The sequence below is a fragment of the Conyzicola nivalis genome (assembly GCF_040548875.1).
GTDB classification, from domain to species: domain Bacteria; phylum Actinomycetota; class Actinomycetes; order Actinomycetales; family Microbacteriaceae; genus Conyzicola; species Conyzicola nivalis_A.
The window spans coordinates 131,886-155,638 of record NZ_JBEPSJ010000004.1; the positions used below are offsets into that span (position 1 = coordinate 131,886).

The 23,753-nt window shown below is 67.4% G+C and carries 17 protein-coding genes; 3 read left to right on the forward strand and 14 right to left on the reverse strand.

Features of this window, described 5'->3' with window-relative positions; all coding sequences use genetic code 11:
• Window positions 1-11 precede the first annotated feature (11 nt).
• The 6 genes from ABIE21_RS15130 to ABIE21_RS15155 all read right to left on the reverse strand — a co-directional run bounded on the left by ABIE21_RS15130 (window position 12) and on the right by ABIE21_RS15155 (window position 8,212).
• The gene (locus ABIE21_RS15130) at window positions 12-896 is read right to left on the reverse strand and encodes a glycosyltransferase family 2 protein (RefSeq protein ID WP_354025676.1); all 885 of its coding nucleotides are present in this window, start codon (window positions 894-896) and stop codon (window positions 12-14) included.
• A gap of 17 nt (window positions 897-913) precedes the next feature.
• Complete coding sequence (locus tag ABIE21_RS15135) at window positions 914-2,101, reverse strand: DegT/DnrJ/EryC1/StrS family aminotransferase (RefSeq protein WP_354025677.1); 1,188 nt, start codon at window positions 2,099-2,101, stop codon at window positions 914-916.
• Window positions 2,098-3,036 carry an NAD-dependent epimerase/dehydratase family protein gene (locus tag ABIE21_RS15140; protein ID WP_354025678.1) on the reverse strand — a complete coding sequence of 313 codons (939 nt, stop codon included), beginning with the start codon at window positions 3,034-3,036 and terminating at the stop codon, window positions 2,098-2,100. Before ABIE21_RS15140 ends, ABIE21_RS15135 begins: the two co-directional genes overlap by 4 nt.
• A 1-nt stretch (window position 3,037) precedes the next feature.
• The gene (gmd, locus tag ABIE21_RS15145) at window positions 3,038-4,069 is read right to left on the reverse strand and encodes a GDP-mannose 4,6-dehydratase (RefSeq protein ID WP_354025679.1); all 1,032 of its coding nucleotides are present in this window, start codon (window positions 4,067-4,069) and stop codon (window positions 3,038-3,040) included.
• Window positions 4,070-4,122: 53 nt separating this feature from the next.
• Window positions 4,123-6,171 carry a DUF7657 domain-containing protein gene (locus ABIE21_RS15150; protein WP_354025680.1) on the reverse strand — a complete coding sequence of 683 codons (2,049 nt, stop codon included), beginning with the start codon at window positions 6,169-6,171 and terminating at the stop codon, window positions 4,123-4,125.
• 97 nt (window positions 6,172-6,268) lie between these two features.
• Window positions 6,269-8,212, reverse strand: a complete 1,944-nt coding sequence (locus tag ABIE21_RS15155; RefSeq protein WP_354025681.1) for a DUF7657 domain-containing protein — start codon at window positions 8,210-8,212, stop codon at window positions 6,269-6,271.
• Window positions 8,213-8,447: 235 nt separating this feature from the next.
• Here ABIE21_RS15155 and ABIE21_RS15160 point away from each other — a divergent pair, with 235 nt between their 5' ends.
• Genes ABIE21_RS15160 through ABIE21_RS15170 form a run of 3 tightly spaced genes read left to right on the forward strand, consistent with a single transcriptional unit; the run spans window position 8,448 to window position 11,112 of the window.
• Window positions 8,448-9,179 (forward strand): glycosyltransferase family 2 protein, encoded by a 732-nt coding sequence (locus tag ABIE21_RS15160; RefSeq protein ID WP_354025682.1) that lies wholly within the window; start codon window positions 8,448-8,450, stop codon window positions 9,177-9,179.
• Window positions 9,176-9,550 carry a DUF2304 domain-containing protein gene (locus tag ABIE21_RS15165; RefSeq protein WP_354025683.1) on the forward strand — a complete coding sequence of 125 codons (375 nt, stop codon included), beginning with the start codon at window positions 9,176-9,178 and terminating at the stop codon, window positions 9,548-9,550. The genes ABIE21_RS15160 and ABIE21_RS15165 overlap by 4 nt, the downstream gene beginning before the upstream one ends.
• Window positions 9,550-11,112, forward strand: coding sequence for a DUF2142 domain-containing protein (locus ABIE21_RS15170; protein WP_354025684.1), 1,563 nt, complete (start codon window positions 9,550-9,552; stop codon window positions 11,110-11,112). The genes ABIE21_RS15165 and ABIE21_RS15170 overlap by 1 nt, the downstream gene beginning before the upstream one ends.
• 22 nt (window positions 11,113-11,134) lie before the next feature.
• Here ABIE21_RS15170 and ABIE21_RS15175 read toward each other — a convergent pair whose 3' ends face one another.
• The 8 genes from ABIE21_RS15175 to ABIE21_RS15210 all read right to left on the reverse strand — a co-directional run bounded on the left by ABIE21_RS15175 (window position 11,135) and on the right by ABIE21_RS15210 (window position 23,665).
• Window positions 11,135-13,243, reverse strand: coding sequence for a hypothetical protein (locus ABIE21_RS15175; RefSeq protein WP_354025685.1), 2,109 nt, complete (start codon window positions 13,241-13,243; stop codon window positions 11,135-11,137).
• A gap of 180 nt (window positions 13,244-13,423) precedes the next feature.
• The gene (gene rfbA, locus ABIE21_RS15180) at window positions 13,424-14,290 is read right to left on the reverse strand and encodes a glucose-1-phosphate thymidylyltransferase RfbA (RefSeq protein WP_354025686.1); all 867 of its coding nucleotides are present in this window, start codon (window positions 14,288-14,290) and stop codon (window positions 13,424-13,426) included.
• Between the two features lie 3 nt (window positions 14,291-14,293).
• Window positions 14,294-14,905 carry a dTDP-4-dehydrorhamnose 3,5-epimerase family protein gene (locus tag ABIE21_RS15185; protein ID WP_354025687.1) on the reverse strand — a complete coding sequence of 204 codons (612 nt, stop codon included), beginning with the start codon at window positions 14,903-14,905 and terminating at the stop codon, window positions 14,294-14,296.
• A gap of 62 nt (window positions 14,906-14,967) precedes the next feature.
• Window positions 14,968-15,975, reverse strand: coding sequence for a glycosyltransferase family 2 protein (locus tag ABIE21_RS15190; RefSeq protein WP_354025688.1), 1,008 nt, complete (start codon window positions 15,973-15,975; stop codon window positions 14,968-14,970).
• Entirely contained in the window at window positions 15,972-18,443 is a 2,472-nt protein-coding gene (locus tag ABIE21_RS15195; RefSeq protein ID WP_354025689.1) for a glycosyltransferase, read from the reverse strand. Before ABIE21_RS15195 ends, ABIE21_RS15190 begins: the two co-directional genes overlap by 4 nt.
• Before the next feature lie 71 nt (window positions 18,444-18,514).
• Window positions 18,515-19,924: a glycosyltransferase gene (locus tag ABIE21_RS15200; RefSeq protein ID WP_354025690.1), complete on the reverse strand. Its 1,410-nt coding sequence runs from the start codon at window positions 19,922-19,924 to the stop codon at window positions 18,515-18,517.
• Between the two features lie 38 nt (window positions 19,925-19,962).
• Window positions 19,963-21,792 carry a glycosyltransferase gene (locus ABIE21_RS15205; RefSeq protein ID WP_354025691.1) on the reverse strand — a complete coding sequence of 610 codons (1,830 nt, stop codon included), beginning with the start codon at window positions 21,790-21,792 and terminating at the stop codon, window positions 19,963-19,965.
• Between the two features lies 1 nt (window position 21,793).
• Window positions 21,794-23,665, reverse strand: coding sequence for a glycosyltransferase family 4 protein (locus ABIE21_RS15210; RefSeq protein WP_354025692.1), 1,872 nt, complete (start codon window positions 23,663-23,665; stop codon window positions 21,794-21,796).
• Window positions 23,666-23,753 lie beyond the last annotated feature (88 nt).

Here is a 23,753-nt window from a genome sequence, read left to right on the forward strand (position 1 = left end):
CGGGAGCCCTCTTAGCGGAGCGCGTGCCGCACGAGCGAGGCAACCGCCCGGCCGTTGCGGTTCGCGAGAGCGAGCGGCACCTGGCTCAGGGCGTTGAGCCGCGATGAGACGTGGCGGCGGGCCGCGCGCGTGGCCCGAGACCAGCCGAGCGCGGAGAAGCGGGCGGCGGAGCTTTCGAACAGCTCACGCTCCTCGGTGAAGCGGGAGCCGTCCGTCGCCCGCCACGATGACACGCTTCCGGAATGGCGGCGGTAGCGGAAGACGATCTCCTCGTCGACGACGAGCTTGCCGCCGTCGGCGGCGATGTCGAGCAGCATCACGAGGTCGGGCACGACCTCCCGATCGGTGTCGAAGCGGAACCGGCGCAACAGCTCGGTGCGCCAGACGAGAGACGGGAAATACGTCCAGTTGCCCCGCAGCAGACTCGCCGCCATATCCTCCGCCACCAGCACGGCGGAATCCCTGGTGTCACGGTGCTGGTAGACGCGCTTCACACGGTCGCCCAGAGGCAGCACCACGACGCCGTCGGAATCGATTACCTCGACTCCCGGCTGGATCACCGAGGCGTCCGCGTTCGCTTCGAGCAGTTGTCGCACCCGGCCGACGTATCCGGGCATCATGACGTCGTCGCAGCCGAAGATCACCGCGTGTTCCTCGGTCATCAGGGTCACGCACTTGGCGAAGTTCTTTCCCACTCCGAGATTGACGTCATTGCGGATATAGCGGATGCGGCTGTCGCCGAGCGACTGCAGCCATTCGCCGGGAGCGAGGTCGGGATAGACGTCGTCGACGACCGTCATCCGCCAGTCGGCGTCTGTCTGGGCGAGCACGCTCTCCACGGCCAGACGGAAATGGTCGAAGCGGCCGTAGAACGGCAGCAGGATTTCGAGGGACACCGGCGGCTCCGCTCCGATCAGCTGAGAGCGGCGATGGTGTCGTACAGAAGGTCGATCGACTCGTGCACGGGGAAGTGGTGGTTGCCCACGAACAGGCCGTCGTCGTGGACCTTGTCGGCGGCGGGCAGGGTGTCGGGCACCACCGACGGAAGATACTTCATTACCGGGTTGCGAGTGAAGTTGCCTGCGACGATCGGACGGGCCTCGATGGCCTTGGCGGTGAGCGCCGCCACGACCTCGGGGCGGCGTCCGGCCAGCGAGCCCTCGAGCAGAAGCGAGAACCCGAACCAACTGCTCTCCCCCACCTCGGCCTGGGTGCGCACCGTCGACAGGTCCTCGAACTTCTCGACGAAGTAGGCGGCGTTCTCTCGGCGGCCGGCGACGAGGCTCGGCACCTTCGCGAGCTGCTCGATGCCGAGGGCGCCCGACATCTCGAGCGGGCGCACGTTGTAGCCGGGGAGTACGAAGCGGAACAGGTCCTCGAAGGGGTCGCCCGACTTGTCGTGGACGAAGTTCTCCATCGGCAGCTCGCGGGTCCAGCCGTGAGCCCGCAGGGACGTGAGCATCTGATGCAGCTGCTCGTCGTCGGTGAGGACCATACCGCCCTCCATGGTGGAGATGTGGTGGGAGAAGAAGGCGCTGAACGTGCCCATCTGGCCGAACGTGCCGGCGGCCTTGCCGTCGAACGTGGCACCGAGAGACTCGCAGTTGTCCTCGAAGAGGAGCAGGTCGTGCTCGTCGGCGAGAGCCGTCAGCTTCGCGAAGTCGTTGGGGTTGCCGAGCAGGTTCACAGCGAAGATCGCCTTGGTCTTCGGTCCGATCGCCGCGGCGGCCAGGTCGAGATCCATGTTGAGCGTGTTCACGTCGACGTCGACGAACTTGAGGGTGAGCCCGTACTGGCTCAGCGGGTAGTAGGTGGTGGCCCAGGAGACGGCGGGCACGAGCACCTCGTCGCCCGCATTGAGGTCGCTGCGCGGGTCGAGCACGGCCGCCGCAATGGCGATCAGGTTCGCCGAGCTGCCCGAGTTGACCATCACCCCGAAGCCCGCACCGAAGTGCTCCGCGAAGTCCCGTTCGAACTGTGCGACGAGCGGCCCCATGGTGAACCGGCCGCTCTCGATCACGCGCTGCAGTGCGGCGTACTCTCGCTCGTCCCACGATGAGGTTGCGAGGGGGAATCCGACGACTGGCTCGGGGGTAGTCATGAGGCGTTGTGCCTTTCGATAGTGGCGAGGTATGCGGCGTAGACGTTCGCCATCCCGCGTTCGAGAGTAGTAGAAGGAGCCCAGCCGAGTGCGCGGGCGCGGCTCGAGTCGAGCAGCCGCTGCGGCGTTCCCGACGGCTTGTCGGTGTCGTATTCGAAGTCGCCGGAGTAGCCGACGGCGGTGCGGGCGGCGTCGTAGTACTCGTTGATGGAGTGGTCCGTGCCCTGGCCGAGGTTGAGCAGGGCGGGCCAGGTTTCGAGACGCCCGGCCTGGTCGACGATCCACGCCGCGAGATCGGGCGCGTAGGTGAACTCGCGGCGAGCGAGTCCGTCCCCCCACACAGAGACAGTGGGCGCCCCCGCGACGGAGGCGTCGTGCACCTTCTTCAGCGCGGCGGCGATGAGGTGACCGTGGGTGGGCGAGAAGTGGTCGTGCGGTCCGTACAGGTTGGACGGGACCGCGACACGATAGCGCAGCCCGAACTCGGCGCTCGCGTACTCGCACAGCTTCGTGCCGGCGATCTTCGCAATCGCGTAGCCCTCGTTCGCCGGTTCGAGCGGCGCGGCGAGCATGTCCCCTTCCAGCAGCGGCTGGCGGAATTGCTCGGGATAGACGACGGCGCTGCCGATGTAGAGCAGCTCGGGCACGCGGGCGTCGATCGCAGCGGAGATCACGCTGGTGTCGACGAGGAGGTTGTCGAGCAGGTACCGCGTGGGGTTCGCGAGTTTGGCCGCGATACCGCCGACGACGGCGGCCGCGTGCACGATCGTGTCGGGTGCGAGCTTCTCGATGTAACGGGCGGTCGCTGCCTTGTCGGTCAGATCGACGTCGGCGCGCACGATCGCGTGCAGCTCGTCGTCGGGACGCTTGATGGCCCACTGCTCGGCGAGACTCGTTCCGAGCATGCCTCGGCCACCGGTGATGAGAACGCGCACGCTATGCGGACGTTTCCGCGGTGTCGACGTACCGCGTTCCCTCGGCCGCGAGGGCGGCGATGTCGGCGTCCACCATGATCTGCGCGAGGCGGGGGGTAAGCACCTTCGGCACCCAGCCGAGAACGTCCGCGGCCTTCGACGCGTCGCCGACGAGCGAGTCGACCTCCGTGGGCCGCAGGTAGCGCTCGTCGAACCGCACGTACTTCTCCCAATCGAGACCGACGTGCTCGAACGACAGCTGCAGGAAGTCGCGCACCGTGTACGAGGTGTTGGTCGCCAGCACGAAGTCGCCCGGCTCGTCGAGTTGCAGCATCCGCCACATGCCCTCGACGTACTCAGGGGCGTAGCCCCAGTCGCGCACCGAGTCAAGGTTTCCCATGTACAACTCGGTCTGCTGCCCCGCGGCGATGCGCGCGACGGCACGCGTGATCTTGCGCGTGACGAAGGTGCCGCCGCGTCGCGGCGATTCGTGGTTGAACAGGATTCCGTTGCACGCGAACAGCCCGTAGGCCTCCCGGTAGTTGCGGGTGATCCAGTACGAGTAGACCTTCGCGACGCCGTACGGCGAGCGCGGGTAGAAGGGGGTGTCCTCGTTCTGCGGTGGCGGCGACGCGCCGAACATCTCGGAACTGGACGCCTGGTAGTACCGCGGGGAGACGCCGGCAGCGCGGATGGCTTCGAGGAGGCGCACCGTGCCGAGCCCGGTGGTGTCGCCGGTGTACTCGGGTTCGTCGAAGCTCACGCGCACATGCGACTGGGCGGCGAGGTTGTAGACCTCGTCGGGCTCGATCTCGTTCATGAGCGTCACCAGCCGGGAGGCGTCGGTGAGGTCGGCGAAATGCAGGAAGAGCCGGTGGTTCTCGGCGTGCGGGTCCTGGTAGATGTGGTCGATGCGACTCGTGTTGAACGACGACGAACGTCGGATGAAGCCGTGGACCTCGTAGCCCTTCGACAGGAGTAGCTCGGCGAGGTAGCTGCCGTCCTGACCGGTGATCCCGGTGACGATCGCTTTCTTGACTACGGTGCTCGACATGTGCGCAAGTTTAGCCGACCACCGTTCTCCCCAGCGTCGGCGGCCCCCGCCGTCTACCGCGCCGATGCCACGACTCCGTAGACGGCCATGCGGCTCGTGCCCTGTTCTTCGAGATCGAGCTGGACGAGGCAGTCCATCGACGGCGGGTCGCTGTCGGCGAGCACGAAGTCGACGTGGCCCTGGGCGAACGCGGAGCAGGCGTCGAAGGTCGTGACGATCTGATCGCGTTGCGGGTTGACCGACACCGGCTCCCCCTGGCCGAACGTCCACCGAACGTGAGCAAGCCGATTCCAGGCGTCCTCGTACCTGCCCTCCGGGTCGATCGCTTTCCACATCTCGTCTGACGGATACGGTTGCATGCCGCTGTAGGATTCCACGCCCGACGAGACGAGCACGGCCATCGTCTCGTAACTGCCGACACCCACCCAGGTGCCCGCTTCGACGGTGTTCGTCTCGATGACGGCCTTGCCGATAGCCGTGTCGTTGAGGTCGAAGATGCCGCGGTAGAGCGGGTTCACCGCGGCGCCGATCGAAAGGGCGGCCACGAGCAGGGCAGCGGCCGCGATCGGGATCGTCCTGCGGAAGAAGACGAGCACCACGCTCGCGCAGATGCCCAGGGCCGCCACCGGCCACAGCCGTGAGTCGGCGAGCGTACCGGGGTCGAGCGTCCAAGCGGAGCCGACCACCCACCCCGTCAAGGCGACGGCGAGCAGGCCGCAGAGGATCGAGATCGGCAACGTGCGGCGACCGGGATGCCGGACGACCTCGCGTGCGACCAGGGCGAAGAACAGCGGCAGCATCACGGCGAAGCCCATGCGGAATCGCGGCACCGGCACCTTGTCGAGGAGCAGCAGGCGCGCGAGCGAATCCCACCCAGGCACGAGCAGGTACGCCAGCACCAGGCCGAGCCCGGCCGTGGTCGCGACGAGGAGCCAGTCGATCGTCGCATCCCTTCGCCAGCCCCGCACGATGAACCAGACCAGCGCCGGAGCCAGGAACACCGCCAACAGGATCGCGGTCGCCGCCTCCGACGGATTCGGGCCGAGGATGTTCGGATTCGACGTCGCGAACGACTGTCCCAGCGGCGCGCCGCCGAATCCCGTCAGGTGCGGGTCTTCGACGAGCAGTCGGCCGGTCTGGTCGGATCTCACTCCCGGGTAGACGGTCGCCTGTGCAGCGACGAAGGACGGAAACCGGGTCGCGACGAAGATACCGGTCACCGACATTGCCGCTACCCCCGCGGCGAGAAGCGGCACGAGCCGCCCGAACGTGCGTCTCGCCCTCTCGGCCGCCCACGGCCGTTCCTGGAGCACTGCGCCGACGAAGAAGAAGACGAAGACGAGAAGCGACGGCACCACGAACGGGATGTACAGCCCGATCGCCATGGTCACAGCCAGCCAGCCCAGGACGACGGCCCACACGACTCGCACCCAGAGCCTCGGGTCACGCAGCATCCACACCGTGCCGGCCATGGCGAGCAGCGCCCAGGCGGCGGGCCACAGCGAGTTGGGTCCGTACCACCACTGGAAGATCGGGCTGAAGTAGACGGCGGCGGCGACGAGCGCCGAGGTCAGGGGACGATTGGGGAGCAACGTCACAACGAGCATGTAGGCGCCGGCCACCAGTCCCATCGCCGGAATCCACCACTGCCACGCCACGCCGACGTCGACGCCGAACGCGAGGAAGCCCCACGCGTGCGGGCGAAGGAGTGCCGTCCAGTCCCAGGCGGGCAACTCGAACACGACGCTGGTATCCATACCGCCCGGGAATGTCCGGTTGACGAGGGGGAATCCCTGCTGGGCCTGGGAGACGACCCACCCCTGCTGCACCAACCACTCGTCTGATCTGATCAGCCGGGGACCGCCGAGGAGGATCTGCGGGTCCACTCCCCCGTCTCCGAAGACCAGCCACTGGGCACCCGACGACGTTCCACTGATGCCCAACACGATCAGGATGGCTCCGCCGACGACCACGAGGAGAGGGAACCACGTCAACACGCGCCAGTTGGGGAGACCTGTCGCGGCCGGTTCGACGATCTCGCGGCATGCCTCCGCTATGCGTTCCCGCCGGGAGAAGTCAGCGACCCGCAGCTTCCTAACCACAGGAATCCTCGCATAAGTGCACGATCACAAAGGATAGCAACGCCGAGGGTCCGAAGCGGTGCGCTGCGGCTATTCTCGTCGTGGCGTGGCGTCGCGGCTATCCGGCCTGCGGACCCACGGAGTAGATCTGCATGCTGGACGCGCCCTGCTGTTCGTCAGCGATCAGGGTCAGGCAGTCCATCGTCGGCGGCACGCCGTCGGTCAGCACATAGTCCACGTTCTGCTGTGCGAACTCGGAGCACGCGTCGAAGGTAGAGACGATCTGGTCGGTCGCGGGGTTCGCCGACTCCGGCTCGCCCGGCCCGAACACCCAGCGCACGTAGCCGAGACGGTTCCACGCGGCCTCGTCGGAGCCGTCCGGATCGATGTCTTCCCACATCTCCTCCGACGGGTAGGGCTGCATCCCGCTGTAGGCGTCCACCCCCGACGACACGAGCACGGCCATCGTGCTGCTCTCGCCGACCCCGATCCAGGTGCCGGGATCTGCGTCGTCGATCTCGCGCACCGCCTGGCCGATGCGGGTGTCGTTGAGGTTGAAGATGCCTCGGTAGAGCGGGTTCACCGCGGCGCCGATGGTCACCGCGGCGATGAGCAGGCACGCGGCCGCCACGGGAACCGTGCGGCGGAAGAAGAGGAGAGCCGTCGACAGGATCATCGTCACCAGCGTGATCGGCCACAGCCACGTAGCCGACACCACCCCGGGATCCCTGGTGAAGATCATGTACGCCACATAGGCGCACACAGCTACCACGGCCGCGGTGCTCAGGACGGCCGGGCCGAGACTGCGGGGCATCCTCCCGTGCGCGACGCGTGCCGCCCTCGTCTCGACCTCTCGCACCGTGAGCGCGACGGCTACGACGGTCATCGCCAGGAAACCGACCCGGAGCCGCGAGACCGGGACCTTGTCTAGCAGGAGCAGTCTCGCGAGCGCGTCCCATCCGGGAACGAACATGTACGCCAGGAAGAGGATCGTCGTGAGGCAGGTGGTGACGAGCAGCCAGTCGATCCGTCGTTCTCTGCGCCAGGCCGACACCGCGAACCAGATCAGCGCGGGTGTCAGGAACAGCGAGATCAGGATGACGGTCGCCGACTCGGAGGGGTTCGGCCCGAGCACGTTCGGGCTCGTCGCCGAGAACGACTGTCCGAACAGCGCGCCCAGGAAGCCGACGGCCTGGGGGTCGTCGAGCAGAATGCGCCCCGTGGGATCGGATCGCTGTCCGGGATACACGGTGCTGCCGACGGCGACGAAGACGTCGAGGCGGGTGACCACGAACAACCCGATGACCCCGGCCGCCGCTACGCCGGCCACGATCATGGGCGCGAGTCGACGCAGCAGGAGCCCGAGCCGGTCTTTCGACCAGGGGCGATCCTGCAGGACCGTGCCGATGAAGAAGAGCAGGAAGACGATGATGCAGGGAGCCGAGAAGGGGATGTACAGCCCGATCGCCGTGGTGACGGCGAGCCAGCCCACGGTGACCGCCCAGACGATCCGCACCCATCTGCGGGTGTCGCGGAGAAACCAGACGGTGGCGGCCATCGCGAGCATCGCCCACGCCACGGGCCAGATCGAGTTCGGTCCGTACCACCACTGGATGATCGGCGAGAAGAAGACCGCCGTCGCCACGAACGCCGCGGTCGCCGGGCGGCGGGGCACGAGCGTGACAAACAACAGGTAGGCCGCGGTCGCGAGCGCTATGCCGGGGATCCACCACTGCCAGGCGACTCCGGCCTCGAGGCCGAAGAGCAGGAAGCCCCACATGTGCGGGCGCAACAGGGCGGTCCAGTCCCAGCTGGGCAGTTCCATCACGGCGGTCGTGTTCATTCCGCCCGGGAACGTGCCGTTGACGAGCGGGAATCCCTGCTGTGCCTGGGACACCACCCACCCCTGTTGCACGAGCCACTCGTCGGTGCGGATTTCTTTGGGGCTGCTGAAGAGAAGCTGCGGATCCACACCCGTGCCGAACAACCGGAAGTTGGCGCCGGACGATGTGCCGCTGATGTGCAGGACGATGAGCACGAGGCCGAGGAGAGCGACGAGCACGGGGTACCAGGCAACCACCACACCGTTCGGGAGGCCCGAGAGGCGAGGCTCTACCAACCGGCGATAGCCGGCGGCCATTGTCGTCCATCGAGAGCGCAACGAGTCCGCCACAATCACACCACCGCTCTGCAATGAATTCACCGCCCGTCACCCTACCAACATCCCCCGACGCGCCCCCGTCGGCGCGGCGGGGCCGGTCAGGCTGCGCGGACAACGCGATTGCTAGACTCCCGTCATGCCCTTGTCCAGCAAGACGTTAATTGTGATGCCCGCTTTTAACGAGGAGGCTTCTGTCGCCGAAGTGGTCCGCGAGGTGTTCCTCAGCAACCCGGACGCCGTCGTTCTCGTCGTCGACGACGGATCGTCGGACGCGACGAGCAAGGTCGCGCGCGAAGCCGGCGCGCGGGTCGCGACGCTCCCCTTCAACCTCGGCGTGGGCGGCGCCATGCGCGTGGGCTTCCGATTCGCCGTCGACAACGGGTTCGACGCCGTGGTGCAGATCGACTCCGACGGTCAGCACAATCCGGAGAGTGTGCCCGCCCTGCTGCGTGAACTCGAGACGGCCGACCTCGTGCTGGGCGCCCGATTCGCCGGAGAGGGCGATTACTCCGTGCGCGGCCCCCGGCAGTGGGCCATGAAGAGCCTCGCCGCCATCCTCAGCCGCGCAACCCACACGGAACTCACCGACACGACGTCGGGCTACCGCGCTTCCGGCCCGCGGGCGGTGGCGCTGTTCGCCGAGCACTACCCGGCCGAGTACCTCGGTGACACGATCGAGGCGCTGGTCATCGCCGCTCGCTCCGGACTCGTCGTCAAGCAGGTGCCCGTCTCGATGCGCCCCCGAGCGGGAGGCGTGCCCTCGCACAACCCCGCGAAATCCGCCCTGTACCTGGGCCGGGCGGCGCTCGCTCTCACATTCGCTTTTATGCGTCCGGCTTCGACCTACCGCCTTGGGGGCAGACCATGACCTTCACCTCATACCTCTTCGGAATCCTCTCCGCCGCGCTCATCCTCGTCGTGGTCGTCGAACTCCTCCGCCGTCGCCACCTCCGCGAGCGGCACGCGGTGTGGTGGTTCGTCGCCGGCGTGATCGCGCTGATCGTCGGCGTCTTCCCCGCCACCCTCGAGTGGGCCGCGGACGCGGTCGGTGTCGAGGTGCCCACCAATCTGGTCTTCTTCTCTGGGATCGCCGTCCTCTTCCTGGTCTGCCTCCAGCACAGCTCTGAGCTGACCCAGCTCGAGAGCAAGACCCGCACGCTCGCCGAGCGCGTCGCGTTGCTCGAGCTGCGGCTCAACGAGCTCGACGATTCCGAGACCCCGCGGGCGGACGGACGCTGATGACGCAGGCCAGCCGGGGCACGAGCGGGGGTCGCCGACGCTCCCTAATCCCGCTGATCGCCATCCCCCTCCTCGCCCTCACGGCTCTCGTGAGCTGGGGGTTCGCCTCGCCCGTGGGCGCCAGCCCCGACGACGACTACCACCTCGCGAGCATCTGGTGCGGTAGCGGCGCGACGACCGAGATGTGCGAGCCAGGCGACGCCGACGACGAGCGCCGGGTCTCCGTCGACATCGAACGCTCGGCGGTCTGCTACGCCTTCAATCCGGAACAGAGCGCGGGATGCCAGGGGGACGGCTCCGGGTACGGCGACGACCTGACCACCGGGTTGACCTCGACCGACCGCGGCAACTTCGACGGCTCGTACCCGCCGGTCTACTACTTCGTCATGAGCGCCTTCGCCGGCGACGATCTGCAGACGTCCGCCCTCGTCATGCGCATCGCCAACAGCGTGCTCTTCGTCGCCCTGGTCACGGGCCTCTTCCTGCTGCTGCCGCTGGCACGGCGTTCGACTCTCGTCGCATCCATCGCCGTCTCCATAGTGCCCCTCGGGATCTTCCTCATTCCGTCCAACAATCCGAGCGGCTGGGCGATTCTCTCCGCCGGCACACTCTGGATCGCCCTGATCGGCTTCTTCGAGACGACGGGCGCCAGGCGGATCGCCCTCGCCGGCACCGCCCTCCTGAGCACGGTGATCGGTGCCGGCGCCAGGGCGGACAGCGCGATCTACGCGGTCTTGGCGATCGGCGCCGTACTCCTGCTCAAGTTCCGCGCCGAGCGCCAGTTCTTCGTGCTCTCCCTCGTGCCGCTCGCGATGATCGTCCCGGCGGTGCTGATCTTCCTCTCGTCACGGCAGTCGACTGCGGCCACCACCGGGCTCGACCCGAACTTCGTGCGCCCCGTATACGGCCGTTTCACGCTCATCGTCGACAACCTCCTGCAGGTGCCCGGACTGTGGTTCGGCGTCTTCGGCACGTCGGGGTTCCGCACGTCCGGCCTGGGGTGGCTCGACACGGCGATGCCTGCGGCCGTGTCGTTCCTGGCGATGGCAGCCTTCGTCGCCCTTGTCGCCATCGGTTTCGGAGCGTCGAGCCGACGCAAGACGCTCGCCGCCCTGTACGTCTTCGCACTCGTGCTGTTCATCCCGTGGCTGATCCTGTATCAGACACAGACCGTCGTCGGCGACGGCGTGCAGCCGCGGTACCTGATCCCGTTGGTCGTGCTGTTCGCGGGAATCGCGCTGTTCCAGCCGTCGATGAACACCATCCGGATCACCCGCGAGCAGCTCATCGCGGTCGCGACGGCTCTCGCCGTGGCCAACGCGGTCGCGCTGCACTACAACCTGCGCCGGTACGTCACGGGCGTCGACGTCGGCGGCGGCAACCTGGACTCCCGCGTCGAGTGGTGGTGGTCGATTCCTGTCAGCCCCATGGGCATGTGGGCCGTCGGCGCGCTCAGCTTCGCCGCGATGATCGTATGGCTCGCCATGATCTGGAGCGCCCGTACGACCGGTCGCCCCGATGAGGGTCTCGTCGCCCCGGCCACGCAGCGCCTCCCGGTCTAGCCGGGCGAGGAAGCCGGCCGACCTACGGGACGGTCACCGTGGCACAGCCGAGGGCGGAGTTGCCGCCTCCGGCATTGTTGATCGCGTAGGCGCACACCCGGTGGACACCCGGTGTCGCAGCCATCTGCGTGCTGAATCCGTGGCCCCCGCCGTAGAGGGGATAGGCCGCTGCGATATCGCCGCGCTCTATGTTCGCCGGCACCGCGACACTCGCCGAGTCCAGGTATACGTGCACCGAGATCGGCGACGCGGTGTCGGGGTCGATCGACCATCCGCCCACGGTCACCGCTCCCGCCGAAACGACGGCAGAGTCAAGATAGCCGATGGGCGCACGTCCCTGCTCGACGATGGCGCCGCCCGCCGGCGCCGGTATCGTCACCTGTACGCAGCCCAGCGAGGAGTTGCCTCCCGGGGCCGTATTGATCCCGTAGGCGCACACGTTGTGTGTTCCGGGCGCGGCGTTGATCTTCGCGCTGTACCCGTGGGCGCCGCCGTAGGCGGGGAAAGCCGACGCGATGTCGGCGCGGTCGATGTTGGCGGTGAGGGCCACACCGGTCGCGCCCACGTAGACGTGCACCTGGATTGGCGCCGCAGTATCGGGATCGATCGACCATCCGCCGACCGTCACCGCTCCCGCGGAGACGACCGTCGAGTCGATGTACCCGATCGGAGCGCGCCCCAACTCGGGGATCGTGCCGGCAGGGTACGGAACAGTCACTTGAACACAACCGAGGGCTGTGTTGCCGCCGACGCCGAGGTTGATCGCGAAAGCACACACCTGGTGGGGGCCCGGAGAGGCGGGCACCGTGGTGCTGAAGCCGTGCGCGCCGCCGTAGGCGGGGAACGCCGCGGCGATATCGGACCGCTGGATGTTCGCGTTGACCGCGACGCTCGCGGAGTCGACGTACACGTGGACCTGGACGGGCGCCACCGTGTCGGGGTCGATGGCCCATCCGCCGACGGTCACCGCGCCCTCCGAGGCGACGGTCGAGTCGATGTACCCGGTCGGCGGTCCGCCAGGGGTCACCACTGTTGAACACTGGAGCAGCGAGTGCGTGCCCGGTCCGGTATTGATGGCATAGACGCAGACCTCGTGCGCGCCGCCGAATCCGACCGGGATCAGCGACGAGAATCCGTGCGCCGTACCGGAGTTCGGGTAGGGCGCCGCCAGATCCGGGCGGGACTCGTTCGCGTTCACACTCGTCCCCACGCCGTCGACATAGATGTGGATGTCGAGGGATGCCGTGGAGTCGGGGTCGATCGCCCAGCCCTTCACCGCGATCTGTCCGACACCGGGCGTGACGGCGTCGACGTAGCCGAACGGGTTGACCGGGCCGGTGGTCGATCCGAACCAGTCGGTGAAGTAGGCCCAGAAGTTTCGGTTGCCGTAGGAGGAGCATGCGTCGCCGGTGCGGTAGAGATTGGCCATCGCCGCGGCGTTGGGCTGGTACGGCGTGTAGTTGTACAGCGCCGCCGTCGCGCGGTTGCGGATGTTGACCACCGACGAGCCGCACGCGACGTTGGGGTGGTACTGCACGGCGATCGAGCCGACGCGGTAGCGCCAGCTGGCGGGGTTCACCCCGTAGCGGATGAACTGCGATGCGGCGCTGTACACCTGGTTGAAAAAGCCGAAATAGGTGGAATCGCAGGCGGCAGTGTCGGGGCAGGCGTAGCCCATCGCCGTGCGGTACGAGCCCGCGATGGGCGAGCCGTTGGTGACGAGGCCGTTCTCCTTCTGCAGCGTCACCACGAGCACCTGCGGGTTGATGCCGCAGGCCTTCGCGACCTTGTTGATGATCCTGCTGGCCGGTTCGTTCGCCGCGCCGGGGTACGCGGCGCAGCGGGTGGTCGCGTCACGCGAGGGGGTGCTCTCGGTGAAGTTGGGAAGGCAGGCCACGCCGTTCGCCTGGGCGCAGCTCGGCAGCTTCGACCTCAGGAACGACTGGATCGCCGCCTCGTCCATCGCGCCGCTGTCGAAGAAGCGCTGGTCGGAGATGATGTATCCGGGGTCGAAGGTCGCGGGGTCGGCTGCCTGGGCGGGTGCCGCGACACCGACGACGACACCGGCTGTCAGCACGATCGCAGAAATTGCGCCCGCCACGATGCGACGCGCATTGCTGAGAGAGATCATGATTTCTGCCTTCTGTAACGCCCGCCGAAAATCGGCATGGAGCCACCGCGGCGAACTCCGCCGGCCGCAGCATTTACCAGCGACTCTACCCCACCACTTCCGCGCGACCCAGCATATAAACAGAGGTCGGATACCCCTAGTCTGCGGGGTATTCGACCTCTGTCCGGAGTTCGCGGATGCTCAGTTAGCGTCGAGAAGTCCGATCAGGTAGGAGCCGTATCCGCTCTTCAGCAGAGGCGTCGCGAGCACGCGCAGCTGGGCATCGTCGATCCATCCGGCGCGCCAGGCGATCTCCTCGACGCAGCCGACCTTGAACCCCTGGCGGTCCTCGATCACGCGCACGTACTCCGACGCCTGCATCATCGACTCGAACGTGCCGGTGTCGAGCCACGCGGTTCCGCGGTCGAGAACCTGCACGTGGAGCTTTCCCGCCTCGAGATAGCGCTCGTTGACCGTGGAGATCTCCAGCTCGCCGCGGGCGCTGGGCTCGATTGACTTCGCGATCTCGACAATTGAGTTGTCGTAGAAGTAGAGACCGGGCACGGCGTAGTTGCTTTTCGGCGCCGTCGGCTTCTCCTCGATCGAGAGCGCGTTGAAGTCGTCGTCGAACTCGACCACTCCGTATGAGCGCGGATTGGACACGTGGTACGCGAAGATGAGAGCGCCCTGGACGTCGTTGTTCTGACGCAGCGACGACCCGAGGCCTGCACCGTGGAAGATGTTGTCGCCCAACACGAGCGCCACGCTCTCGTCGCCGATGAACTCCTCGCCGATGATGAAGGCCTGTGCGAGGCCGTCGGGCGACGGCTGCACGGCGTACTCGATGGAGATGCCGATGTCTGAACCGTCGCCGAAGAGGGCACGGAACTGGTCGTTGTACTCCGGCGTCGTGATGATGAGGATCTCGTTGATCCCCGCCATCATGAGCGTCGACAAGGGGTAGTAGATCATCGGCTTGTCGTAGATGGGCATCAGCTGCTTGGAGATGCCCTTGGTGATCGGCCAGAGCCGCGTGCCGGATCCGCCGGCAAGAATAATTCCGCGCACGATCTAGTTTCCCGTCCTGTTGAGCGACGCGTAGAAGGCGCGAGCCTCGTCCCACGTCGGGAGAAGGCCGGCCGCTGCGGCCTCGCTGAGGCCGGGGGCTTCGGTGTCCTTGGGCGAGAGAAGGGCTTCGCCTGCGTCGGGAGGGAAGACCAGACCGACCTCGGGGTCGACAGGGTTGATGCCGTGCTCACGAGGCGCGTTGAAGACGTCCGTCACGAGGTAGCTCACGGTCGCGTCATCCGTCAATGCGACGAACGCGTGGCCGAGGCCCTCGGAGAGGAAGATGGCGCGGCGGTCGGTGGTGTCGAGCAGGACCGAGTCCCACTGGCCGAACGTGGGCGAGCCGACCCGGATGTCGATAACGTAGTCGAGCACTGCCCCGTGAGTGACGGTGACGTACTTTGCCTGACCCAGGGGGATGTCGGCGAAGTGGATGCCACGGACTACGCCGCGCTTCGATACCGACGTGTTCGCCTGCCTCAGGTCGATGGAGCGACCGCTGGCTTCTTCCAACTTGTCGAAGCGATACCACTCGAGAAACACGCCGCGGTCGTCACCGAACTGCTTGGGGGTGATCTCGTAGGCGTCGGGAATAGAAAGTTCGCGAATTTGCACGCATGGGAGTCTACAGCGTTGCGATTCGCGCCTCTCTCGGTGCGCGGTCTGCCCACAAACCGCTACGAGGCGGAAGGCCGGCCCGCCGGCTGCAGCAGGTCGCGCGCGATGTCCAGATGCCCACGGCTGTAGAGCCGGTAGCGCCCGGTCGCAGCCTCCGCCACGACGGGGACGACGCGCAGCAGGCGCGGCAGAGGAAGCCGGGCGCGGGCGTCCAGGTGGCGCACCTTCGCGGCCACCTTGGCCAGCACCTCCGGCGGCACGCGCTCCCCCAGCGCGGTGAGGCCGGCGAGCAGCACGCGCGCCCGGTCGGCGAGGTAGACGTTGCGGTCGTCGCGCGGTTCGAACAGCCTGCGGATCTTTCCGACGGGGGTGAGCTTGGTCACACCGATCTGGTTCGCGCCATGCTGGCGGTAGTCGACGAGCTCCTCTTCAGCGAAGTCGAGGCCGCCGAGCGCTGCCGCGACGACGGCGAGCCATTCGTCGTGCACCCAAGGCGCCGGGAACGGCACGGCCAGCCCGGCCAGTTCCCGGCGGATGACAGCGGTCGCGCCGGTCACGAGGTTGCGACGCATAAGCGCGTCGAAGCCGTGACCGTCGTGGATGGCCGAGCGCTCCTGGGCGCTGATGCCGAGGCCGTCGAAGAGGGTGAGCCCGAGCGGGGTACCGGCAGCGTCGACGAGCCGGGCATCGGAGTGAAGGAGGAGCAGCTCGGGACGTCGGCCGAACGCCTCTACGGCGACCCGGAGCCGGTCGGGATGCCATACATCGTCCTGATCGCAGAGCGCGACGAGGTCTCCGGTGCAGGCGCGTATGGCGCGCTCGAAATTCGCCACGACACCGAGGGCCGGCGAGTTCTCGAGAACGACCACGGCCACGCCGGCGGAGGCGAACCGTCCGGTCATCGCGCCGACGATGCCGACCGTGTCATCCGTCGATGCGTCGTCGGAGACCACGATCTCGGTCGGCAGGAGCTCGCCGACGAGGATGCTCTCGAGCTGACGCTCGACGAAGCGCGAGCCGTTGTGGGTGCACAGCGCGACGGAGACCCTTGGCTGGTCGGTAGTCAACGACGAATCCGGTTGGAGATCTTCGACAGCACGAGGCGGGGCCCGCCGTTGCGGAGATAGTGCACGACCAGACCCGCGTCGTGGCGCAGGCCCGATCGCCTGCGACGCACCCGGGACTTCGCCGGCGCGCCCGTCGTGGAGGCGAGGTGGGCGTTGTCGCGTGCATGGTGCGCGTCGGCCACGAAGGCGACCAGCGGTGCCAGGGCCTCCTCCCAGAAGTACTGCTGGCGAACGCGTCGGATGTTCTTGCGGGCCTGGGCGATGAATCGTTCGTCGAACAGCACACGCTCGAGCGCGGCGCTGAGCGCGTCGACGTCGCCGGCCTTGACGACTACACCGAGCTTCTCCCGCTCGACGAGTTCGGCGAAATGGTCGCCCTCGGTGACGACCATCGGCAGCTCGGCCCACAGGTAGTCGAGGATCCGGGTGCGGAACGAGAAGGTCGTCTCGATGTGCGAGAAGTGTGTGCTCACCCCGGCGTCGGCCTCGGTGAGGTAGTTGCCGCGCTCGGCGAAGTCGACCCAGGACGCGTTGAAGAAGACAGAGCTGTCGAGGGCACCCAGGTCTCTGGCGAGCGAGCGGGACTCGCCGACGATGCGCATCTCGGGCACGGACGGATTCGGGTGCTTCGTGCCCTGGAAGAACAGTCGGATGTTGTCGCGGCGTTTCGACAGGTCGGCGACCGCGCGGATGAGCGTCTTTGGGTCGAACCAGTTGTACAGCCCTCCGCTCCAGAGCAGCACCTTGTCGTCGGCCGCGATCCCCGGGAGGACACCCTTGAGCACCGCCTCCTTGTGCTCGGGCGGCAGCGACGACAGACCGAACGGCACCACGCCGATCAGTCCTTCCAGGTCGGGGTCGGCGTCGTAGGTCGCCGGGTTCACACGTCCGAGCGAAGCGAGCTGGCCCAGCCAGAACATCCGCTGTCGCTCGGAGGCCGCGAGGAAGAAATCGCCGCGCAGCATCTGCTCGTTGAGCACCTCGTTCGCGCTCTCGACCTGGAATCTCCACTGCTCGGGAGGAAGCTCCCTGCCCTGCTCCAGCTGCTCGAGGTGCATCGGGTCGTAGATGTCGACGACGAGGATCTTGCGCGTGGTCTGCAGCGCGCTGAACACGGCCATCGCGTGCCCCTGGAAGATGATGACGTCGGCCCAGGCCTCGAGCTTGTTGAACGCGTGGTTGTCGCCGGGGCGCACGTGCACGACGTCGAACGACGCGTCGATCGGCTCCACACCGGAGAGCGAGACGAGCGTCACCGCATTCTGTCGCGACAAGAGCTCCGCCATGTTCCAGGCACGGATGGCGGGACCGGCGAGCTTCTTGCCGATGGGGTCGCCGGTGATGACGAGGACCCGGGTGCCGCGCGGGGGTTCGGCGACGTCGAAGGCGGTCACGATGTTCTCGTACCCGCGTAGGTACGCGGGCTCCTGGTAGACGGGCGCATCCGCGTTGCCGAAGAGGCGCCAGATGCTCGTGTCGGAGACCGTTCTCGACGCCTGGATCGCGTCCCGGGTCGCGCGGAGTGAGGGGAGCGCCTCGGTGAACTGGTCGATCGCGAACATCGCCGACATCGTCTGCTTGGAGACCGACGTGCTGTCTTCGCCGTCGCCTCCCGGTTTGCGCAGGTCGTACGCGGTGGAGTCCAGCTTTCCCCGCGAGATCGCGCGGCGCACCGAGAGCGCCATCGCCGCGGGGAGCGCCTCGGCGAGTCCCTCGTCGCCGAGGTTCTTGTACAGAGTGAACAGGGCGTTGCGCTCGAGGAGGTAGGTCTCTTTGAACGGGCCGAACTCGGCCATCGACGCGTGGTGCTTGTGGTACGCGAGCGACTTGGGCTCGTAGACCACGCGCCAGCCGGCGAGGTTGAGACGCCAGCCGAGGTCGACGTCTTCGAAGAACATGAAGTACCGCTCGTCGAAGCCGCCGAGCTGGTCGTAGGCCGAGCGGCGCACGAACATGGCCGACCCCGTGCCGAACAGCACGTCCCTCGCGGTATCGACGCCCGCCGGCACGCGTTCCGCCGTGAGCGGCTTGTAGCCCATCCCGTACCATGTCATGGCGGAACCGATGTAGTCGACCAGCTCGCCGTCCCAGTCGAGCACGCGGCTGGCGACCGCGCCGATGCGGGACGACTCGCCGAATTTGGCCACGGCGCCGCGGATCCAGCCGGGATCCGGCTTCGCGTCGTTGTTGAGCAGGGCGATGAACTCGCCGCTCGAGGCGGCGACACCCCGGTTACAGCCCCCGGCGAAGCCGTCGTTGGTGGGCGAGACGACGAGCGTGACATGCGGCGCCGCCGTGCGGATCCGGTCGGCGCTGTCGTCGCCAGACGCGTTCTCGACGACGATGATCTCGAGCAGCTCGCTCGGCCAGTCGAGCCTGCCGATCTCGGCGATCGCTTCGATGGTGTCGCTGGCGCCGCGGAAGTTCACGAGGACAACGGAGACGACTCCCGGTCGCAGCTTAGGCATAAACGCTCTTCCGGTTGGGGAACACAGGCTTCGAAAGTGTAGCAAGCCGCACGCCGACGACCCGTGTGTGCTCAGCGCTTCGTAGGGCGCAATAGGCGGGCGAGCCTGCCGAGGCGAAGACGATGCCCGACCCTTCCGATCAAGCCGCGGGCGAGGGCCCACCCGGACAGGGCGCCCGTTCCGAGCTGCGCCTGCGAGTCCTGCTCGGTGTCCGCTGGTTCCGGCCGGAATGCGAGGGTGTCCACCTTCACGGTCAGGTGTTCGCGCAGCTCCCGGGTGGTCGCGCTCCAACGCCAGTCTTCGCGCACCCTTTCGATATTGCCGACCACGCGCTCGCGCAGGTCGACGTCCGTGCTCAGCCGGGAGATGGCGGCCTTCATCGCCTCGACGTCGCCTGGCGGGGTCGCCAGGCCGAGCTGTTCCTTCTCTATGTAGTCGGCGAACCAGTCGCCGCTCGACACGATGCTCGGCAGTTTCGCCCAGAAGTGGTCGAGGACGCGGGTGCGGAACGCGTAGTGGGTCTCGAGCGACTGCTTGTGCGCCGACAGTGCGGCGTCGGCGTCGAGGAGGTAGTCGGCCCGCTCTTCCGCGGGGACCCAGTCGTGCAGGAAGATCACGGAGGTGCCTAGCACGCCGAGCGAGCGGGCGAGCTCTTCCGCCCTGTCGACGGCGGGCGGTTTGCCGATGGTGGCGTTGGGGTGCACCGTGCCGTAGAACACGAGCTTGATCCGTGAATCGGTCCCGGCGAGTTCGGCGACCGCGCGGATGGGCGTCAGAGCATCGAACCAGTCCCAGATGCCGCCCGCCCAGATGAGCACGAAGTCGTCGTCTGTGATGCCGTGGTGTCCGCGGAGCGCTGAGCGCTGCTGCACCGGGTCGGACTCGGTCATGCCGAATGGTGCGAGCCCCACGATGTCGTCGGGGCCGCGACCTCCCAGGGTGCTCGGCCGAATGCCGTCCGAGGCCATGATGTAGCCCAGCCACCAGTCGCGCTGGCGTTCGTTAGACGTGACGAAGTAGCTGCCCGCCTTGCTCGCGAAACGGAAGTAACGCAGCAGCTCCGCGTACTCGCGGTCCTTGCCCTCGGCGTCTGTATGCCCGCTGATGCGCTCGGCGCCGATGGTCTCGATCGGGAGCGCGTTGTACAGGTCGTAGACGACCCGCTTTCCCGCACGCAGTGCGTAGCGCACGACATTGGTGTCGAAGAACTGGCAGAAGACAATGTCGCACTCGTCGACCAGTTTCTGCAGGTCCTTGTGGTCGTGCCAGGTGCGCACCGTCACGTTGAGCGTGCCGAAGTCGAGAGCGGTGCTGCCCGATTCGGCGACCGCGAGGGTGACGGGCAGAAAGGGGGCGAGGGCCTTGGCCAGGGCGACGTACCGCATCCCGGGGCCGGCCATCTTCTCGCCGACCACGTCGGGCACGACCATGAGCAGTCGGACGGGCGGGACCACCGCGGGAGTGGAGGCTGATTCTGCCATGATTGCCGATCGGGTAGTGGGAGAGGGGCGTTCGGCCGTCAGACCGCGTTGTCGGCGATGGTCGCCAGGATCCGAGACATCTCCCGGGCGTTGAGGTCGTGGAGGCGCTCGGCCGTGCCCCGTCCGTTCCCGCCGAGTTCACGCCACACGCGGTCGTCGCCGAACAGATCGTCGAGCGCCGTGCGGAGGGCCGCTGCGGAGGCCGGGTCGATCAGGAGGCTGTTGTAGCCGTCGAGCACCTCGTACCGGGTCTTGTCGTTGAGTCGCCCGACGAACGCCCCGCCGACCCCCATCAGCGCGAGCGGTGTGAGGCTCGTGTCGTATTCGGCCAGCGCGACGACGACCCGGGGGGCCATGGCGTTGATCTCCGCGAGCACGGCTGCCGTGGGCTCCGCCTCCTCGACATGTCGCACCGTCACCGAGAGCTGCGCGGCGGCGGCGTCGACGGTGGCGCGGCTCGAAGCATCGAGCCCCACCGTCACGACCGCGGTGCGGTCGCCGTCGCCGGCCATCGCGACGGGGGTGGTCACGGGGACGACGCGACCGCGGGTCTCCCACGCCGCCTCTGCCCGGAGCTGGTCGGCGGTCCAACGGTTCGGGGCGATGTAGTCGAACTCTGGCTTGTAGTTCGCGATGATCGAATCCTGTCGGGCGCGGTCGGCCGGGTATCGTCCGCTCTCCACGCCGGGCAGCAGGTACGCGGGCTTGCCGTGCTGCAGCGCGGAAAGCCAGACCGTCTCGCTCGTACCCCAGTCGCACGACACTTTGACCGACTCGCGCGAGCGCAGTCGCTCGACGAGCTGCTCGTCGACACCGTCGCCGGCGATCTCGTGGACCTCGGTCGTGTGGCCGAGCGCACGCAGCTGCGCCGCCTGCTGGGTGACGTAGTCACGCCACGCGGGTGTGGCGGCCGGGCTGAGCACGTAATCGACGGTGGGCGTCGCGGACAGGGTGCGGGTGAGGAACTGGGCGCTCCAACGGCGCCAGAAGTAGCGCATCGAACCCAGTTCACGCTGGCCCTGGCTGTAGCCGCGGCTTGCCGACTCGTGGTGGACGAGCATCGACGCGGGCTGGTAGTAGCAGCGGATGCCGGCGTCCCACGCCCGGAGGCCGTAGTCGACGTCTTCGAAACCGAGCCAGAACTGCTCGTCGAGCGGACCGAGCGTGGCGTACGCGTCGCGCCTGATGTAGACGCACGCCCCAGAGATCGACCGGTTGTAGGTGGCCACGTTGGCGACAGGTCGGGTCGCGGCGCTGCCGACGAACAGGTGCCCGAACCACTGCGGGGCCAACAGCCGCGCATAGTAGGTGCCGCCGTACTGCACAGTGCCGTTCGGATAGACGAGCTTCGGGCTGACCAGACCGATTCTGGGGTCGATCGCGTAGGCGGAGTACTGCAGCGCCTCGAGCCATCCGTCTTTGGCGACGATGTCGCTGTTGAGCAAGACGATGTCGTGCCGGGCGAGGGCCATGCCCATGTTGACCGTGCCGGCGAACCCGACGCGCTCCTCCTTGAAGATGACACGGACGGTCGGCGACTGGAACGCACGCAGCAGTTCGCTGTTCGCCGGCTGGCAGTAGTCGTCGACGATGATCACCTCGTAGTCGAAGCCGGCGCACGTCGCCTCGATGCTGTCGACGGCTGCCCTGAGCAGCGGGATGTCGTTGTAGCTGGGGATGACGATGCTCACCGGACGGCGTTCGCGAGTCGCCCACTCCCGCATCGGGATGTTCGCGGTGAGGCCCGCCGTGTTGCGCTCGTAGGCGCGGGGGCCCTCCGCCCGTCGCAGTGCGTCGGTCGCGCCCTTAGGCAGCTTCTTAGCAGCCCGCACGAGTGCGGACCGGAGCCGGTTCTTCAGAGCAGGCACGTCAGTTCGCCCTTTCGTAGAGCGCCTCGAACGAGTCGAGGATGACGGCCCAGGTGTGCCGGGCCGCGGTCTCGAGACCGGCGACGCGCAGCCGCTCCCTCAGGTCAGGTTCGTCGAGCAGACGTCGCATCGCTGCGGCGAGACCGTCGGAGTCGCCCACCTCGACCATGAGGCAGTTGACACCGTCGATGCAGAAGCCCCGGTTTCCATGGGAGTCGGTCGTGATGACGGGGCAGCCGGCGGCCATCGCCTCGATGATCGGAAGGCCGAAGCCCTCGTGCAGCGAGGTCTGTACGAACATGGTCGCCCGGTTGTACAGCACGTTCAGCTCGGCGTCGCTCGGTCGGACCGTGTAGTCGACGCGTTCGTCGTCGACGATGTCCGGCTCGGAGCCGAACAGCGACAGGCGCGGGCGGTCGTCGCCCATCGACTTCCACGCCTTCTCGGTCATGGCGAAATTCTTCTGGAAGAACGACCGGCCGACGGCGATGACGGTGTTGTCGTCGCGCTCGACACCGTCGACGAGATGGAATTTGTCTTTGTCGTAAGCGCTCGGGATGAGCAGCGCCTCGCTGCCGATCTCCTCGAGCTCGCCCTGCTGGTAGGTGGCGATGGTGATCTGCGTGAACTCCTTGCGGTACGACGCCGCCACGGCCGCCTTGCCCGAGGGGTCGTCCGGGTAGAACCAGGTCTCGAACTCCTGCACGTAGTACATGGGGACGCCGGAGTTCACACTGGCGAGCCAGACGACCTGCGCGGTCTCCCACCAGGTCGCGACCTTGATTGCCTCTTCGTTGCGCAGCGCCACCTGGAGGTCGGCGTAGGAGTTGAACTTCTTGACACGCACGTTGAGGTCGACCCAGGTGGGCTGGTCTTCCAGCGACCAGACCTCGACGTCGAAGCCGCGTTCGAGAAGACCGTTGGTCTGTTCGAAGACGGTGCGGATGCCGCCGCTCACGCTCGTCGCGTTGAGGACGTAGATCACCCGGCGTCTTCCGTCGGCTGCGACCACCGAGCGGTTGGACTGCCACTGCCGGTCGGCGTCGTACGTGCGGGGAAGGGTGATGGCGTTCACCGCCAGCTGCACCGGGGCGAAGGCCAGCGTGCGCACGTTCTGCCGCCAGCCGGCACCGATGAAGCGGGCGACCTGCTCGTCGAAGCTCAGGCCGTCGGCGTCGGAACGGGCGAACCTGATCCTGTCGATCGCGTCGCTCGTGGCGTAGAAACCGTGCGCGTTCGCCGCCAGCACATAGCGCGGTACGTCGCGATGGCCGTAGTCGACCGCGGGCGGCGGGCGTGTCGACCATTCGGCACGCGAACGGTCCCATTCGAACCCGGCGACGACGTCGTCCCCGTGCAGCAGCGCTGGCACGACTATGCCGATCTCGTTCGTCAGCGGTTCGTAGGCGTGCGCGGCGTGCTGGATCCGGATGATCGCGAACGGGTCGACGAGGGGGTTTCCCGCGTCGACGATGAAGACGTCGTTGGCTCGCCAGTGCTGTTGGATGTATCCCTTGACCTCGAGGAGGTCGGTGTCGGCCCCGCGGTGGTCGTCGAGGAAGTCGCACGCCGTATAGAAGGTCGGGTCGACGTCGACGAGTGTCGCCGCCGCCTCGGTCGAGATGAGGAAGTGGCAGTGCAGGTCACCGCGGGTGCGGCGGATCCAGCCGGAGAGGTCTTCGTCGGTCGAGCCGACGACGACGACCACGAGGTGGCGCCGGTGCACCATGTGCCACTTGCGTGCGATGTTCTCGTCGAGCGTCGACTTCAGCCCGTTCGCAAAGATGTGCACGGGGGTGGTGTCGCGGATGTTGTCGGTGAGGTACCGGATATTGCCGGACGGCCCGTAGCGGATCACGAGCCTCAGCTGCACGCCGGCCGCGGAAGCGACCCTGGCGACTCCACGCCGTGCTCGCTGGGCTAGGGCGTGAAAGAGCGATGGCGTCGAAATGTCGTAGTCC

Coding starts and splice junctions, on each gene's coding strand:
- ABIE21_RS15135 (WP_354025677.1), bottom strand. CDS start 2,101: ATGACTACCCCCGAGCCAGTCGTCGGATTCCCCCTCGCAACCTCATCG.
- gmd (WP_354025679.1), bottom strand. CDS start 4,069: ATGTCGAGCACCGTAGTCAAGAAAGCGATCGTCACCGGGATCACCGGT.
- ABIE21_RS15160 (WP_354025682.1), top strand. CDS start 8,448: ATGCCCTTGTCCAGCAAGACGTTAATTGTGATGCCCGCTTTTAACGAG.
- ABIE21_RS15165 (WP_354025683.1), top strand. CDS start 9,176: ATGACCTTCACCTCATACCTCTTCGGAATCCTCTCCGCCGCGCTCATC.
- ABIE21_RS15170 (WP_354025684.1), top strand. CDS start 9,550: ATGACGCAGGCCAGCCGGGGCACGAGCGGGGGTCGCCGACGCTCCCTA.
- ABIE21_RS15175 (WP_354025685.1), bottom strand. CDS start 13,243: ATGATCTCTCTCAGCAATGCGCGTCGCATCGTGGCGGGCGCAATTTCT.
- ABIE21_RS15195 (WP_354025689.1), bottom strand. CDS start 18,443: ATGCCTAAGCTGCGACCGGGAGTCGTCTCCGTTGTCCTCGTGAACTTC.
- ABIE21_RS15200 (WP_354025690.1), bottom strand. CDS start 19,924: ATGGCAGAATCAGCCTCCACTCCCGCGGTGGTCCCGCCCGTCCGACTG.